Genomic DNA, 16,454 nt, shown 5'->3' with positions numbered 1-16,454 from the left:
AAATTCTTGCCATCTTGTCCCGCTAAACCTTGCCCAAACCGATCAAAGCTGTCCCAATGGCTGTTGCTAACTGATCACGGACGTCCATAGTGCCCATCTCAGATATTGTTCTCACAATTGCGGCTCTTCTGGTCGTTATTGCCTGTAGTCAGCCTCTTGCCAGGCGCAGCGGTCTGCCCTTCACCGTCGTGCTCGCCATGATCGGTGTTCTTTTGGCTCTGGCGGCCAAGTGGCTGCTTTACACAACCATTACCGATCAGTTCAATGAAGTAGCCTCGCTGGTCGTGGATATTCCGGTTTCCTCGGCAACTTTTCTCGATATCATGCTGCCAATCCTGCTGTTCCAGGGGGCAGTCACCATTGATGTACGCCGACTGGCAAAAGATACCGCCCCTGTGATCCTGCTCGCGGTTCTTGGGGTTGTTGTTGCGCTGGTGATTATCGGCGGTGCCGTTTCCTTCGTTTCCTCTGCTCCTCTGGTTGTCTGTTTGTTATTCGGGGCCATTGTTGCCACGACAGATCCCAGTGCGGTTATCGCGCTCTTTCGCGATCTCGGGGCACCCGCCCGCTTGACCCGGCTGGTCGAGGGGGAAAGCCTGCTTAACGATGCCACGGCGATTGCAGCTTTTAGCGCCTTTCTTGCACTGACTATCTCCGGCGGAAAGTTTGATCTGTTAAACGTCAGCAGCGAGCTGTCGATCTCTCTTGTAGGTGGTATCGTCGTCGGGCTCATTGCAGGCCGCCTGACCGTCCAGATCCTTGCCTGGCTTCGGTCCTTCCGGGCAGCCCAGGTTACCATCACCGTTGCACTGCCCTATCTGATTTACATTCTGGCCAATAACTATATTCATATTTCCGGTGTTGTCGCCGTGGTCACTGCCGGTTTGGTCCTCAGTGCCTTTGCCCGGTCACGGTTCCAGAGCGAGACCTTCCGGTTTTTTCAGGACACACTCGACCAGTTGTCCTGGTGGGCAGGCAGTCTGGTTTTCATTCTTGCAGCCCTCCTGGTGCCCGGCCTGCTGGCCGATGTCCAGCTCTCGGATCTCTGGATTACCCTCGTCGCGGTTTTCGCAGCTCTGGTTGCCCGGGCGGTTATCCTCTTTGGTGTTTTTCCGATTTTATCGGCAACGCGCCTGACGCAAAGTATAACCACGCCAACCAAAACCGTCATCATCTGGGGGGGCTTGCGCGGGGCTGTTACCCTGGCGCTGGCTCTGGCTGTGACCGAGAACCCGCTGGTAGATGGTGAGACCAAACGCTTTATTGCCATTCAGGCGACAGGCTTTACCCTCTTTACCCTGTTGATCCAGGGAACAACCCTGACAGCCCTGATGCGCTGGCTTGGGCTGGACCAGCTTTCTCCGATAGAGCGCGCTTTCAGGTCCCAGGTTCTCGGGCAGTCGCTCTCAACAGTCAAGAGCAGCCTGCGTGGCTTTGCCGGACGGTATCAACTGGATGACGAACTGGTTGAAACCGCCATGTCACCCTACAGCGAACGCCTGTCCAAGGTTGCCGAGGACAAGGCCTTTGAAGAAACAATCAGCGACAGGGAACGCTTGACCCTGGGGTTGGTTGCTCTCGCCAATCAGGAAAAAACCCTGCTCTTTGACCCGCGCTGGAGTGCAGGGGTTCCCCATATCCTGATCGATCAATATCTGCTTGCCGTTGATGCCATGATTGACGCCGCCAGAGAGGATGGTCGTCTGGGCTATCTGCGCGCGGCCCGCAAACCACACAAACACAGTTCCGCTTTTCGTATCCTGGGCTGGTGTCACGCACGCCTGGGCATAAACCGTCCCCTCGCCAGTTATCTCGGGCGACGTTTCCAGCTGCTCTTGATCAACCGGATCATGGTGTTGGAACTGGGAATCTTTCTTGACACAAAACTTAAAACTCTGCTGGGAGACCGTCCAACAGAAATCCTGGGTGAAATCTTGCGACAGCGTCAGGAAGAAATAGAACGTCATCTTGCAGGTCTCAGACTGCAATACCCGCGCTTTGCCCGCACACTGGATCATGCCCTGCTCGAGCGCTTTGCTTATAGGGAAGAAGTTGAGCAGATCGATAACTTGCGGGAAGCAGGCATCATCAGCGAAGATCTCGCCCGCAGCCTGATCGGGGAAGCGGAGTCAATTCATGCCGTGGTAAAACCGCGCTCCCAGGTCGATTTTCGGGCAACAACCTCGGAATTGCTCGCCTCCTTTCCAGTTTTCTCGGAACTTAGCCAAAACGAACTGGATGAACTCACGAAGAGCCTGCGCACCCGCGTTTTTGCCGATGACGCCTTTATCTTCCGCAAGGGAGACAAGGCGGACGGGCTCTATTTCATTGCCAGCGGCGCGGTAGAAATTCGTATCGGAGAGCGGGTGGTGCGTCTTGGGCACGGCGATTTCTTTGGCGAGATGGCTCTTTTGGCTGAAACCCGGCGCAGCGCAGATATCCGCTCCATCAGCTACTCGCATCTGCTGTTGCTCGAAGCCAGCACCTTTCACAAGCTGGTCAAGGCACATCCGCACTGGCGTAGCCGACTGGACGAGGTTGCCAAACAACGCCGCGCCATGAATGAAGCAGAAAAACTGGCAAAAGAACAGGAACTCGCCCAACTTGTTGCCATCGTCACAAAACCCAGCGACATTTAGTCGGTTCCTGAACAACAAACACCCGTGAACTAACCATCCCTGAGCTGACAAAAGGCAAGTCCTTGGCCAGAAAACCCGGAAAATCTCGAGAAAGAGACCTGACGCAAGGAAGCCTGCCCGGACATTTCCGGGCCCTGGCTGTTCCGGCCAGTATCGGCATGCTTTTCAACACGCTCTACAACGTGGTCGATACTTTTTACGCCGGGCTGCTTTCAACCGAGGCCCAGGCTGCCCTTTCCGTTTCCTTCACGGTATTTTTCATCCCTATTGCTTTTGGCATCGGGCTGGGGCAGGGAATCTCTGCCCTGGTTGGGACGGCAGTCGGCAAAGGAGACAGAGAGCTTGCCCGGACCTTTGCTGCCCAGGGTCTGAGTTTTGCTGCTGCCTTTTCACTCTGCCTGGCTGTTGCGGGATATTTTTCCATTCCCTTTCTGCTTGATCTTCTTGGCGTCCCGGACAGCTTTCATCCTCTTTCCACCGCCTATCTCCAGATTATCATGCTGGCAACACCAGCTTTCCTGATTGCCTTTTCCGCCAACGGCATCCTCAGTTCACAGGGTGATACCGTCTCGAACCAGCGGGCGCTGATTGGTGGATTTCTGGCCAATTGTCTGCTCAATCCCCTGTTTATTTTTGGTGCCTTCGGTATTAAGGGCATCGGTTTTGACGGACTGGCGGTATCTACCCTTGTGATAGAATGGTGTGTTGCATTCTTTCTCCTGTATCAGGCTCTCGGGTCTCGCGTTCTTTTCGGGTGCCGATCAGCTGATTTCCTCCCCTGCTGGAAGACCATATCCGAACTTTCCGGTCAGGGGCTCCCTGCCACGTTTAATTTTCTAACCATCACACTGGGTGTACTGGTCATCCAGTTCTTTCTCCAGCCCTTTGGCGCGACAGCCGTTGCCGCCTATGGCATTGCCCTGCGCATCGAACAGCTTATCCTGCTTCCCGGTCTGGGTTTGACCATCGCGCTGTTGCCGATCATCGCCCAGAACAATGGTGCAGCGGCTCATGACCGCATCCGCAAGGCCTTCTGGTGGTGTCTGGGCACGGGCGGAGCCATGATGCTGGCGGGCGGGGTGATACTTCTCCTGAGCGGAAACTTTCTGCTGGGGCTTTTCACTTCGGATCCGGCGGTCATTACCGTTGGCTTTAACTATCTTCTCCTTGCGGCACCCATGCTGCCCGCCTATCTGATGCTCTTTGCCATGATGTCATTTTTACAGGGTGTCAAACGTCCGATCTGGACGGTCTGGATCGGGATCTATCGCCAGGTTATCGCCTCGGCCGGATTTGCCGCCCTCTTTATTCATCTGTTCGGCTGGGGCAGCTGGGGTGTCTGGGCCGCTGTCTTTGCCTCTGTCTGGAGCGGACTGCTTCTTTCAAGCCTGATTGTCCGCTATGTTGCCAGAAAAGAAATCGGCGGACTGGGCACGCCATTCTCCTCCGCAAAGCAATCTCTCTCGGGAAAGCAAAAGCAATAACAGCTTAACCAATCCATGGTATGCTTCCGCACTGGAGCAGGAAAACGGATGAGATATCTGGGAACTGGTTTAACAGCTTTATTCGCCATCATCTTGATACAGTGGATCAGCGTGACTGCTGTCCTGGCTGACTATTCCCTGACTGTTCTTCATGTTAACGACCTTCACTCCCGGCTCCTGCCCCTCAACCGGCAGGATTTCCCCTGCAGTAAAAAAGAGCTGGCTGCCCAAAAGTGTTTCGGCGGCTACGCCCGCCTGGCCAAAGCTCTGGAAGACCGCCGCGAGGTTCTCACCAGCCAGAAAGAAAATACCCTGCTCTTGCACGCCGGAGATGAGTTCGAGGGATCGCTTTTTTATGCCCATTATCAGGGTTTGGCATCTATTGTCCTGCTCAATGAAATGAAGATCGACGCCATGGCTCTTGGCAATCATGAATTTGACGGTGGCCCCGGCGTGCTTCGGCGCCTCATTTCCAAGGCCAAGTTTCCACTTCTTGGGGCCAATATTGCAATTGATGACAGCTCTATTCTGGCCGGACAAATTCCCCCGCACCTCATTCTTGAACGGGACGGTGAAAAGATTGCGATTATCGGGGTGATAACCGAGCGAACAGCCGAAATCTCTAATCCCGGGGATCAAATAGAGTTTGAGGATGCGCTTGAAACTGTCCGGGAAGAAGTCGACATGCTTACAGCCCGGGGGATCAACAAGATTATCCTTCTCTCACATCTTGGACTTGCCCAGGACAAGGAACTCGCGGCTCAAATACCTCATATAGACCTCATTGTCGGTGGCCATAACAGAACGCTCTCTCCCGCCCGTCTGGGCAGGGGCGACGAGGCTTATCCTTTTGTCGTCCTGGATCCCCTCGGCCAAGCTGTTCCTCTCGTCCGCACCTACGGCTATGGAAAATACTACGGCGAAATCACCCTTGTTTTTGATGAAAAAGGGGTGGTTCAACACTTTGATGGCGACAGTGTGCTTCTTGATCAATCCTTTGCTGAAAACGAAGCTGTCCGAAGCCGGATCGAGAAAATCGATCAGGAACTTCAGAAGATGCGGCAAATTATTGTCGGTGAAGTGGCAACGTCCCTAAACGGCACCAGAGATGCTTGCCGGTCAGGGGAATGTACCATGGGCAATCTCGTCAGCGATGCCCTGTTATGGCGTTTTGAAAAACGCAAGGCAGAGGCAGTCATCCTGAATAGTGGGGGCATGCGTGCATCCCTTGATGCCGGACCTGTAAGCTGGGGCGACATTCTGACCGTCTTGCCTTTCAAAAATTCCGCTGTTTTACTCAACCTGAAAGGCAGCGAAGTGCTCCTCGCCCTCGAAAACGGATTGTCAAAGGCCGAGGAAAGTGACGGACGCTTTCCACAGGTATCCGGGATGCGGGATGCGGATTATCTGGGATTCTTCACAACAACCAGGACAACGGATTGTTTCTGTGGCGATTAAGGACCAGCATCAAGGTTATCTTCCCCTGCAACCGGACCGAAGCTACAGGATCATTGTCAATGACTATATGGTCCAGGGCGGCGATGGATATAACCTCCTGACAAACCAGTCTCAAAAAACGTTCACCCAAGGCCCCAGAATGGATGATATTCTCGCAGATTACATTGCAGCTTTTGGTCCAGTCTCCGTCGAACTTGAAGGCAGGATCGCTCAGAAATAACCTCTCCCGCCTTTTATTCTATCCCCGGAAAGCACGCCGAACATAGACCGCCAGCTCTTGAGCCAGTTTGTGGTTTGGCCCCTCTGTAACATACAGATTGATACTGCATTTAGGCAGGAGAGGAAGCTCGCCCCGGTGATCAATTGCTTCAAGGCCGGGATAATCGAAACTCGGCATCTCGGCCCGAACTGCAAAATCTGCCGCTGTGGTCACCGACGTTGGCTCATGACTTTCGCTATCAACCGCATCAAACCAGCTGATCCCGGCTTGCTCCAGTGCAGAGATGGTTGGCTGCCTAAAGACACACCAGCGTACAAACGCCAGAGGCAGAGGACGTGCCAGCCAGGCCCGGCCACCAACCGCTCCGGTCCAGACCAGCTGTTCAACTGCCAGTCGTTCCGCATTGGCAGGAAGTTTCTCGTCTTTTGTAAAAACTTCTGTTGTCAGAACCAGATCATGTTGCCCGCGATCAACACCCGCAATCAGATCCAGCGATCCTGCCGTGGTCAGCTTCACCTTTACCCGGGGGAAATCGCGATTGAACTGACGCAGAATATTGGGTGTATGCGGCCTGATAATATCCCCCGGCACCCCAAATGACAGTGAACCTTCAAATTTAGGTGCTGTAAGGCGCCCCCAGACCTCATCATTCATTTCCAGCATGGAACGGGCATATCCCAACAGCTGTTCGCCTTCTGCTGTCGGGCGAATGCCCCTGCCGCTATTCCGGTCAAACAACGACAGTCCCATTCCTTCCTCCAGACGCTTGATCTGCATGCTTACTGTTGACTGGGTCAGGTGCAGCCGGTTCGCTGCTGAGGTCATTCCCCCAGTATCTGCAACAGCAACAAAACTGCGCAGGGTTCCCAGATCAAGATTCCGGTTCATATCTTTGCCTTTCATCAGGACAGACCAACTGGCTCATAAAAAATAATACTCCCGGTGCACGACCTAAGCCCCACTCCCCAGAGGCATCAAAATCTGTGATACCTGCGATCAAAATAATTCGTTTATATAATACCAATTCAGCTGCCATATATCAATAATATTGATTGAAATAGAATCAATCATCACAAAATTCACTGGAGGAAAAAATGTTCAAACAACCCTGTAATGCTTTAGGAACTTCCCAATCCTGCAGTAGCTCTTACATCCCGTCTTCTATGGCACCCCTGACGAAGTCGGCAAAAAACCGGTGGGAGAACACTGGCCTCGGGTATCTTTTTAAACAGATCAGCCTGATGTTTGACATTCAGCAGGAACGCAGATCCTTGAGAGGTCTCACCCGTGAACAGCTTGCTGATATCGGGATCAATGATGAACAGGCAAAAAAAGAGAGCCGCCGTGCTTACTGGGATATACCAGCTCCGCGCCAGCAATGGAATTGATCCCCGGAAGGCACCAAAGACCTTTGGGTTTTAAAGACGCGGCTCATCAAATGTATCATCAAAAAAGCCCTGGAAATAATTATCCAGGGCTTTATCTTCATTCTTGGAAAGCGAACAAAACTCACGCCACGGGAGTCACCTCAAGGGCGTTAGAGTACAGTATCGCCCTCTTCATCATCACTGCTGGTTCCGCCTTTCAGACGGGACGCCAGTGATGCTTCGAGAAACAGATCGATGTCCCCGTTCAGCACCGCATTGCTGTTGCTGGTCTCTACTCCTGTGCGCAGATCCTTGACCATCTGATAGGGCTGCAGAACATAGGAACGGATCTGGCGACCCCAGCCAATTTCGGTTTTCGAATCAGCTTCTGCCTGGGCAACAGATTCACGTTTTTGCATTTCGTGTTCATACAGACGTGACTTCAGCATGCTCATGGCCGTCGCCCGGTTTTTATGCTGCGAGCGGTCATTCTGGCACTGGACCACAATTCCAGTGGGTTCATGGACAATACGGATCGCTGAATCCGTTGTGTTCACATGCTGTCCCCCGGCACCGGAAGCCCGGAAAGTATCGACCCGCAAATCCTTGTCGAGGATCTCGACCTCGAAACTGTCATCAATAACAGGATAAACCCAGGCAGATGAAAACGATGTATGACGACGGGCCTGGGAATCATAGGGCGAAATCCGGACCAGGCGATGAACCCCTGCCTCGGTTTTCAGCCAGCCATAGGCATTATGCCCCTTGATCACCACGGTCGCTGACTTCAGCCCGGCTTCTTCACCGCTGCTCTCTTCAAGCCATTCAACCTTGTAACCATGCTGATCGGACCAGCGGGTATACATGCGCAGCAGCATCTCGGCCCAGTCCTGGGCTTCGGTTCCACCAGCACCCGCGTTGACCTGAAGATAACAATCGTTGGCATCGGCTTCCCCGGAGAGCAGGCTTTCCAGCTGTTTTTTGGCAGCCAGTTCTTTCAGGGCCAGAATCTGGCTTTCGCCTTCTTCAACCGACTCCTTGTCACCTTCGTCATCCCCCATTTCGATCAGAAGAATTGCATCTTCCATATCGCTGCTGATCTTGCGCACAGCTGTGATCGACTGATCCAGCTGGGTGCGCTCGCGCATCAGGGTCTGGGCCATTTGCTGGTCATTCCACAGCGTCGGGTCTTCGGCTCGGACGTTCAGTTCATCCAGTCTTCGTAAAGCGGCATCCCAGTCAAAGATGCCTCCTTAGCAGGGCCAGCGACTGCTTGATGTCGCTTACCGCTGCTTCGATCTCGGCGCGCATCGCTTTACGGCCTCCTCGTCAGCTAGAGTGTACAAAGATAATTTCGGGGCTTCTTCTACCTGCTTGTCAGCCGTTAGTACAGCCCGTCTGTGGTCAGCAGGTCATTTCCTGACAAGAGAGGATTGTCATTCTCCTCACCACTGCCACTATAATCTGCCGAAGGAACCGTATCCGGTTTGAAAGCTTCGACAATAACGTTGCGGTCATTCGGGCTGGCCAGGCGCCCGGTTTCTGCATTGATTCGCACCAGCCGGATGCCTGATGGCACCCGGAAGGGTGTTGCCGGAGCATCTTTAAGAGCCTCTTCCATAAAGGACTTGAAGATCGGAGCCGCCACACTGGCACCCTGCTCTTTTCGTCCCAGAGTTTTGGGATTGTCAAAACCAACATAGACCCCGACGGCTAGGTCAGGAGAAAAACCAAGAAACCAGGCGTCCTGACTGTCGTTGGTCGTCCCGGTCTTCCCGGCAAGGGGTTTGCCAATGCTGCTGATCCGGCGTCCCGTTCCTCTGATGACCGCGCCCTCAAGCATGGAAACGACCTGATAGGCTGAGGCCGGATCAACGATCTGCTCGCGGGTATCTGGTAGCTCTGGCACAGACTGCTGATGCCAGCCATCATTGGCCACACACGGCAGACAATTACGCTGGTCATGTTTGAAAACAGTCCTTCCCCGACGATCCTGGATACGGTCAATCAGGCTCGGAGTGATTTTCTTGCCGCCATTGACCAGCATGGCATAGGCCGTGGTCATCTGGAGAAGAGATGTTTCTCCCGCGCCAAGTGACATCGACAGGACCGGCTCCATATTGTTATCAATCCCGAAACGTTTCACGTATTCGACGATCGTTTCCATCCCGACGTTCTGCGCCAGACGGACAGTCATAAGGTTTTTGGAATCTTCCAGCCCAACCCGCATTCTGGTTGGTCCGTAAAACTTGTTGGTATAGTTCGACGGCTTCCATTTACCCAGTCCAGCGCCCTGATCCAGAGAAAAAGGTGCATCCTGAATAATGGTCGCCGGTGTATAGCCATTATCGAGCCCCGCCAGATAGATAAAAGGCTTGATCGCCGATCCCGGCTGGCGCACGGCCTGGGTTGCCCGGTTGAATACACTCTGGCTAAAGGAGAATCCTCCTGACATGGCCAAAACACGTCCCGTATGCGGATCCATGGCAACAATGCCGCCATTCACATCCGGTATCTGCCGCAAGGCAAAGGTATCTGCCGGATAATCCTTGTCCTTGGCGTCCTTCTGGACAGCTTCCACCAGGACCACATCCCCGACAGTCAGAACATCACCGGGCGATCGAGGAACCTCGCCATAACGCTGATCCTCAATCCATTTGCGCGCCCATTTCAGTTCCGCCATGGGGATCGTGCCCCTTGTTCCGTCAACAAAGCCGACAGCAACAGCATCATCCCCAACCTCAAGAACAGCGGCTTGAACCCAGGGCTCAACACCGCGTGGCGCCTCTATTGCTTCCAGCTGTGTCTTCCAGCCATCAGGAGAGTCAGGATCGTAACGTGTCAAAGGTCCGCGCCATCCGTGTCGGCGATCATATTCAATCAGTCCGGCCTTCAGACTGCGCTGGGCAATATCCTGATATTTTGGCTGCAGGGTGGCTCTTACCGAGAAACCATCTTCGTAAAGCTTCTCCTCGCCGTATAGATCCAGTAGTTCCCGACGGACTTCTTCGGCAAAATAAGGAGCATTGACGACTTCGGTATCATCCCGGCGGATAATCTGCAGGGGTGACTGCCAGGCGATCTCGGCTTCTTCTGCCGTGATCTTGTTGTTCTCCAGCATCCTGTCGATGACCCAGTTACGCCGTTCCAGCGCAGCTTCATGACGACGGACGGGATGATAATTTGAGGGGGCTTTGGGCAAAGCAGCAAGATAGGCAGCCTCGGCAACCGTCAGTTCATCCAGAGATTTGTTAAAATAGTTCAGGGCTGCAACAGCCACGCCATAGGAACGATACCCAAGGAAAATTTCGTTGAGATAAAGATCAAGGATACGTTCTTTGCCAAAGGATTGTTCAATCCNGAAAGTCAGGATGGCTTCCTTGATCTTGCGCTCATAGGAAACTTCATTGGTCAGGAGAAAGTTTTTTGCGACCTGTTGGGTAATGGTTGAAGCCCCGATCAGGCGTTTTCCCGACCCCACATTCTTGATGTTGGTCAGCATCGCCCGGGCAAGCGAGAAAAAGTTAATTCCGGGATGCGTGTAGAAATCCTTGTCTTCTGCGGAAAGAAACGCGTCTTTCACCCGATCCGGGATTGCTTCTATCGGAACATAGATACGTTTTTCGCGGGCATATTCTTCCAGCAGGCGTCCATCACCCGCATGTACCCGGGTAACAGTCGGCGGATCATAGTCAACCAGTTCATTGTGATCCGGTAGGCCCCGGCCATATTCATAAAAAACATAAATAGCGCCTCCTGCCCCGGCAATCGCGAGCACGACCCCAACCGCAAAGAGATAACCTATGATTTTCAGAAACTTCACGCTATTTCCCAACCCGTCAATATCATCTGACTAAACCCGGAACACCCGGCTTTGTCTTTCATCCCGTAAAGTAAAAGGGGCTTTCACCAACAGTGTGCCCCCATACTGCTTCAATTTTACCCTGCCCGGCCAATCACGGCAAGCCACGCCGACAAGTTGCAACAGAACTGTGACATCCTTATGGCAAGATTTTAGGGCGGATTTTCTTTCCGCTTTCTACAGCAGATTTTATTTCTGAACTATTGCCTGCCCCGCAACCCTGCCCTGCAACATTGAGGGGCAACATTGAGGGGCAACATTGAGGAGCAAAACCAGCCGATAAAACCGGGCGACAAAACTGGGCAATAAAATCAGTGGATACTTCCCCCATTTCCCTGATTTGGCCGCTTTGAAAAACATCCTTACTGACTGTTAAAAGTCTCCAGCTTGCCAAAATATTCATCGACGGCCCGGGTTATCGCCCCGACCAGTTTTTGGCGATGTTTGCTGCTTTTCAGGATTTTTTCCTCATCCCGGTTCGACATATAGCCCAACTCAATCAGAACAGACGGGATAACGGGAGATTTCAGAACCGCAAATCCGGCAGAGCGATGCGGCCGCCCCAGCAAGACAGTTTCCCGCTTGAGCTCTCCCACCAGAACATTGGCAAACTGTTTGCCCTGGTTATTGGTTTCCCGCTGCGCCAGATCAATCAGGATTTTGCTGACATCGGGGGACTGATCACTGAGGTCAAATCCGATAATGATATCAGCCTTGTTTTCCTTTGCAGCCAGTGCTTCTGCTTCCTTGTCCGACCCGTTTTCCGAGAGACTGTAAACCGAAATCCCCTTGACTGTACCCGAAGGATGTTTGTTGGCGTGTAAGGATATAAACAGGTCACCGCCTGCATCCTGGGCGATCCCCACTCTTTGCCGCAACGCCAGAGTCGTGTCATTATCACGAGTCATAACTACGCTATAGCGCCCGCTTTTTTCCAGGGCTTCCTTCAGACTTTGCGCATATTCCAAAGCAAGGGTTTTCTCCAGAATTCCGGTTACGCCTGTTGCTCCGGGGTCCNCCCCGCCATGCCCGGCATCCACAACAATAATTTTCCTGCCCTTGTCTTTCTTGGGGCTGGCAGGAGCAGACAGATCAGGTTCAGGCGGTTTTGAAGCCAGCACAGTGTTCGACCCCAGAGGCGGATTCGAAACACGCTGTTTTTGCTGTTCACCCGAAGTTTTATAATTCGCATCGGTTACCCTGATCATATCAACAACCAGACGATGCTTGTGCCCTTCTTTTGGTGGCAGCAAAAAAACGGAAGAGATTGACACAGGATGCTTGGCATCAAGAACCAGACGGCTGACCTCTGGTTCAAAGAGACCAAACCTCAACGCCTCGACAACACCTGTCGGCTTGGGCACATCGCTTTGCGGAACTTTCCAGTTCAATTTTGGCAAATCGATCACGACCCGGTAAGGATCGGGCAGGGTAAACACCCGATAGGCAGGGGCTTCTGAAAGCTCCAGAACAAATCTGGTTTTCTCGGGGTGCTGTCCGATTCGGATGGCAAGCAGATCTTCTGCCCAGGAGAAACTGCTCGACAAAAGCAGAAGCGGGATTGCAACAAGTCCCAGAACCAGCCTCTTCATGGGAAAACTAATAATCATAAACCCCGTCACTCACTATCTGCTGCCGAAACGCCCTAAAACTGCAGGAAAATCTCTGAAAAAATCCATTTTTCTTGCCCCATTCTCTGGCGAGACAATAGACTGAAATTTGCGAATTTCCGCTTTCTTTACGGCAGATTACAGAACAATTCTACCGACTTAAAACGACTTGTCGCTTAAATATTCAAATTGAATCGCCAAAATTGAAATTACCTTCTAGCACAGAGGGAACGCTCCTGTTAATCTACAAGCAGAAAATTCTACGCTGGCCGTGGAGCATATGCTCATGACGATCAGCGTGCGTTGATGCCCCAGATGGCTCTTCCGTCAAAAACGGCAGATTTCGGTCCTTATAGGAGGACGCACTGGGAGGCAAGCGCTCCGAAGCCAAAACCGGCGGGACAAGGTTTCTAGGAACAACTATCCCTTCGGACATTTTAAACCTAATCGAACCGCAACAGCGGTTCACCAGCGAGAGCGTTCCCGTGGTTTCTGCGGCGACGCAGGACAAAAACCGGTAATGAACGCTCTTGATCCCATAATTTCATCTACAACGATGTTCCGTGCGCCGCCTTCGATATGGCTTTTCGAAGGGACTGGCCGCACGCTGGAGTTACTCACGTATGGCAAAGCGTATGTTGATCGATGCCACTCACCCGGAAGAAGTCCGGGTTGTGGTGCACAACGAAAACAAACTTGAAGATTTCGATTTTGAAACCCTCTCCCGAAAACAACTAAAAGGAAATATCTATCTCGCTCGTGTAACCCGTGTAGAACCGTCGCTTCAGGCCGCATTCGTAGAATACGGCGGAAATCGGCATGGTTTTCTGCCTTTCAGCGAAATCCATCCGGATTACTATCGCATCCCCGTCGCTGACCGCGAAGCAATGCTTGCGGAAGAAGCCGAAGGCAAAGATGATAGTGAAGACAGCAGCACGGCCAGCGACGTAGAGGAAGATGTTTCCGCCACAGCGTCTGGCAATGGCGCTTTGGAAAGTGTTGCAAAACAGCAGGATGACACCATTGAGGAAATTGCCGGTGAAACCACCGTCGACAGCATCAATGAAGATGAGTCCGACTTCGAAGAAAGTCCCAAGCCGCGCATAAACCTCATGAAGCGCTACAAGATTCAAGAGGTTATCAAGCGTCGCCAGGTCCTGCTTATTCAGGTAGCCAAAGAAGAGCGCGGCAACAAGGGCGCGGCTCTAACTACCTACTTGTCCCTCGCCGGCCGTTATTCTGTCCTGATGCCGAACACCAACAAAGGTGGCGGAATCAGCCGCAAGATCAGTACCCCGAATGACCGCAAACGTCTCAAGGAAATCCTCAACGAACTGAAGATTCCTGAAGGCATTGCAGTGATTGTCCGTACAGCGGGCAGCCAGCGAACCAAGGTGGAGATCCGTCGCGACTATGAGTATCTGATGCGCTTGTGGAACGAGATCCGCGAGACAACACTCAAGTCTGAAGCTCCCTGTCTGGTCTATGAAGAAGCCAACCTGATCAAGCGCGCCATGCGTGACCTCTATACTAGCGACATGGAAGAAATTCTGGTCGAGGGCGAAGACGGTTACAAGGCAGCAAAAAGCTGTATGCGCTCACTGATGCCAAGCCATGCCAAGAAAGTCAAAAACTACAAGGGCATGCAGGTTCCGCTTTTCCACCGCTTTCAGGTGGAAACCCAGATTGATGCTATGCACAACCCGATTGTGCAGCTGAAATCTGGCGGATACATCGTGATCAACCCGACCGAAGCACTGGTTGCCATCGACGTAAACTCGGGCCGTGCCACCAAGGAACGGCATATCGAGGAAACAGCTTACAAAACCAACCAGGAAGCGGCCGCGGAAGTGGCCCGCCAGGTGCGCCTGCGCGATCTTGCCGGACTGATTGTGGTCGATTTCATCGATATGGATGAACAGAAGCACAACCGGGAAGTCGAACGTCGCCTCAAGGATGCCATGCAGGCGGACCGGGCCAGAATTCAGCTTGGGCGCATCAGCCCCTTCGGTTTGCTCGAAATGTCCCGTCAGCGCCTGCGTCCAAGTATTGTCGAGAATTCGACTGTTACCTGCCCGCATTGCAATGGCATTGGTACAATACGGACGACAGAATCTACAGCGCTGCATGTTCTGCGCGCCCTGGAAGAAGATGGTATCCGTCGCGGCAGTGGCCAGATGCAGCTCTTTGTCCCCAAGGATGTCGCCCTCTATATCCTCAACCAGAAGCGCAGCCGTCTGATCGAGATCGAGCAACGCTACAATTTTGAAGTTCAGATCAATGCGGATGACGACATTGTCATTCCGAACTTCCGTCTGGAGCGTGTTGTTTCCAACAATGACGGTCCGATTGAAGAAATCCTGCCACAGGAAGCTCCCAAATCACCGGCTTCCCGCTCAGGGCATTCTTCTGGACGCGAAACCGGCGGACGTCATTCCAGAGACAATCGGAATGACAGCCGGAATGACAGCCGAAATGATAACCGTAACACCCGGGAAGACCGGGATGTTCAGGAAACTCGTGACCCTGCGGAAAACCGTTCCGATCGGCCAGAGCGAGGAGAACGTGGGGAACGGCCCGAGCGTAACGAGCGGCCGGAAAGAAATGAGACTGGGGGCGAACGCCCGGAAGGTGATAAGAAACGTCGCCGTCGCCGTCGCCGTCGCAAGGACCGGCCGGAAAGTGGGCTGGAAGGCGAAGAAAACCAGATTACCGCAGTAGTTGGTGAATCAGAAGAAGCGTCAGATACCGCCGAATCAGCGCCAGAGGAACGTTCGGAAGAACTCGACGAAGATGGTCGTCCTCGCAAACGCCGCCGTCGGGGTAAACGTGGCGGACGCCGTCGTGCCCGCCGCCCAGAAGATGAGGCTGGCCACGACGAGGCGGGTCAAGATGAGACTGGCCAAAATGAGGAAGCCCAGAATCAAAACGATTCGAGCAACCATCAGGCTCAAGAGACAGCTGTCCAAGATACTCCTGCCGCAGTTTCTCCAACGGCAGCCCCGGTAGCAGTAGAACCAGGTTCGACTGAAGCCAATGCAACAGAAGAGAAGCCAGCAGCTCGCCGCGCTCCACGTCGGAGAAAGCCTGCTGTTGCCAAAAAGGAAACAGCAACAGTCCCGCTGGAAAGCGGAAGCGGGGAAACTGTTGAGGCAAAAGTTGCTGTACCAGCACCGCAGACGGACACAGCCACGGCTGTGTCTACAACAGAGCAGGTAAGCGACACGGCTTCTACGCCCCCTGAAGCAGACAAAAAACCTGTGCGGGCTAAACGTGCGGCAGCTCCCCGGAAAAAAGCTGCGGCAACAACAACAACACGTCGACCAAGGAAAAAGGCAGAAGAAGCCTCTACCGAAGAAACCGTGACAGAGCCAACCGATGCTGCGGCAAAGGCAGCTGACGTAAAAACAGCTGCCAAGGCTAAACCACGGGCACGAACCCGTGCGAAACCAGCCACCGCAAAGGCCAAAGCATCAGAAGCCAAGGTCGGGGAGACAGCAACCCGTACGGCAGCTTCCCCCGCCACCGACAGCAAGATGGCTGAAAAACCTGCGCCTGCAAGCGCACCTGCAGTCAGCGCAAAGACAGACAACCCGGTTGCTGCAAAACAAGCGAGTTCTCCAGCTGCTAGTGAGAAACCCGTTGCGGCTCCCAAGGCTGTTTCAACTCCCCGGCCAACAACTGTTGGGGCCACCGCTCCTCAGACTGCATCGGCAGAAGGCGAGAATGACGGCCCCAGGAAAAAGGGATGGTGGAGCCGTATCACTGGCCAATAAAGCCAGCACGTCCATCTGACAAAAAGCCCCGGTCAAGA

General features: G+C 53.3%; 10 protein-coding genes. 6 read left to right on the top strand and 4 right to left on the bottom strand.

Translation table 11 applies throughout. From position 1 onward, the window contains the following. Positions 1-89: 89 nt before the first annotated feature. The 4 genes from B152_RS23565 (at position 90) to B152_RS25380 (ending at position 5,801) form a co-directional block, all read left to right on the top strand. Positions 90-2,639 (top strand): cation:proton antiporter domain-containing protein, encoded by a 2,550-nt coding sequence (locus tag B152_RS23565; RefSeq protein WP_020592743.1) that lies wholly within the window; start codon positions 90-92, stop codon positions 2,637-2,639. Between the two features lie 62 nt (positions 2,640-2,701). Next, the gene (locus B152_RS0112355) at positions 2,702-4,123 is read left to right on the top strand and encodes an MATE family efflux transporter (protein WP_020592742.1); all 1,422 of its coding nucleotides are present in this window, start codon (positions 2,702-2,704) and stop codon (positions 4,121-4,123) included. Positions 4,124-4,171: 48 nt separating this feature from the next. Then, positions 4,172-5,581, top strand: a complete 1,410-nt coding sequence (locus B152_RS24775; protein WP_051083032.1) for a bifunctional metallophosphatase/5'-nucleotidase — start codon at positions 4,172-4,174, stop codon at positions 5,579-5,581. Beyond that, the gene (locus B152_RS25380; RefSeq protein WP_020592741.1) at positions 5,571-5,801 is read left to right on the top strand and encodes a 5'-nucleotidase C-terminal domain-containing protein; all 231 of its coding nucleotides are present in this window, start codon (positions 5,571-5,573) and stop codon (positions 5,799-5,801) included. The genes B152_RS24775 and B152_RS25380 overlap by 11 nt, the downstream gene beginning before the upstream one ends. Positions 5,802-5,819: 18 nt before the next feature. Here B152_RS25380 and B152_RS0112345 read toward each other — a convergent pair whose 3' ends face one another. Continuing rightward, positions 5,820-6,689: a LysR family transcriptional regulator gene (locus B152_RS0112345; protein WP_026261524.1), complete on the bottom strand. Its 870-nt coding sequence runs from the start codon at positions 6,687-6,689 to the stop codon at positions 5,820-5,822. A 353-nt stretch (positions 6,690-7,042) separates the two neighbouring features. On the opposite strand from B152_RS0112345, the gene B152_RS23555 reads away from it, so the two are divergent. Next, the gene (locus B152_RS23555; protein ID WP_157231065.1) at positions 7,043-7,189 is read left to right on the top strand and encodes a DUF1127 domain-containing protein; all 147 of its coding nucleotides are present in this window, start codon (positions 7,043-7,045) and stop codon (positions 7,187-7,189) included. Between the two features lie 149 nt (positions 7,190-7,338). Here B152_RS23555 and prfB read toward each other — a convergent pair. The 3 genes from prfB to B152_RS0112320 all read right to left on the bottom strand — a co-directional run bounded on the left by prfB (position 7,339) and on the right by B152_RS0112320 (position 12,622). Next, positions 7,339-8,479 (bottom strand): peptide chain release factor 2 gene (gene prfB / locus B152_RS0112335; protein WP_157231064.1). Its coding sequence is split into 2 segments (ribosomal slippage): positions 7,339-8,409 and positions 8,411-8,479, totalling 1,140 coding nucleotides; the frame shifts between segments, so codons are not numbered across the junction. Positions 8,480-8,552: 73 nt separating this feature from the next. After that, positions 8,553-10,946, bottom strand: coding sequence for a penicillin-binding protein 1A (locus B152_RS0112330; protein WP_425402029.1), 2,394 nt, complete (start codon positions 10,944-10,946; stop codon positions 8,553-8,555). Between the two features lie 446 nt (positions 10,947-11,392). Next, a complete protein-coding gene (locus tag B152_RS0112320) occupies positions 11,393-12,622 on the bottom strand; it encodes an N-acetylmuramoyl-L-alanine amidase (protein ID WP_020592735.1) in 1,230 nt (409 codons plus the stop codon). A 641-nt stretch (positions 12,623-13,263) separates the two neighbouring features. On the opposite strand from B152_RS0112320, the gene B152_RS0112315 reads away from it, so the two are divergent. Beyond that, positions 13,264-16,416, top strand: a complete 3,153-nt coding sequence (locus B152_RS0112315) for an Rne/Rng family ribonuclease (protein ID WP_020592734.1) — start codon at positions 13,264-13,266, stop codon at positions 16,414-16,416. Positions 16,417-16,454 lie beyond the last annotated feature (38 nt).

Source organism: Kiloniella laminariae DSM 19542 (assembly GCF_000374005.1).
Classification (GTDB): domain Bacteria; phylum Pseudomonadota; class Alphaproteobacteria; order Kiloniellales; family Kiloniellaceae; genus Kiloniella; species Kiloniella laminariae.
The sequence above is the reverse complement of the archived record's forward strand: the minus strand, read 5'-3'. Positions and strand labels throughout refer to the sequence as shown.